The sequence below is a fragment of the Vibrio sp. 1288 genome (assembly GCF_033344475.1).
In genome coordinates this window covers 1-633 of record NZ_JAWPOX010000687.1, presented here as the reverse complement: position 1 = coordinate 633, position 633 = coordinate 1, and the positions used below count along the sequence as shown (strand labels likewise).

General features: G+C 44.7%; 1 protein-coding gene. It reads left to right on the top strand.

Annotated features, from left to right (window positions below):
• The coding region (locus tag R8O11_RS28790; RefSeq protein WP_318195064.1) for a formate dehydrogenase subunit gamma at positions 1-633 on the top strand (633 nt) is incomplete at both ends.

The window sequence follows — 633 nt, the reverse complement described above, 5'->3', positions numbered from 1 at the left end:
TATGGCGTTTACATTCGTAACGCTTGCATTTAGTGGTTTGATGCTGGTTTACGGTAAGCACTTTTTAAAACCGTATGTTCCTACCGAGTTTTGGGGCTTTATCGTCATGTTGGCGAAGCAATACCACAACTACATGGGGCCACTGTTCTTCATTTTACTGATGTTTGTACTCTTGAAATGGTGGCGCAAGTCGATTCCAAACATGACGGATATTCGTTGGTTCATGAAAATGGGCGGCATGGTTGGTAAGCACAAAGGAACGCATCCATCGGCAGGGTTCTCAAACGGTGGTGAGAAAGCCATCTACTGGTTGTTGATTTTCTTTGGCGCTATTGTCGCGGTAAGTGGTTTAGTTTTGGATTTCCCAATCTTTGGGCAAACTCGCGGAGATGTGGAACTTTCTAACCTAGTTCATGCCATTTCAGCCCTGATTCTGATCTGTGGCTTTATTTTCCACATCTATATCGGTCTATTCGGTATGGAAGGTGCGTTAGAAGGCATGGTGACTGGTGAAGTCGATGAAACATGGGCGAAAGAGCATCACGATCTTTGGTATGAAGAAGTGAAGTCTAAAGAAGCGATGGGCGAAGCAGAATCAAAACCAACGACAGAGAAAGGAGCGAAAGCGAATGA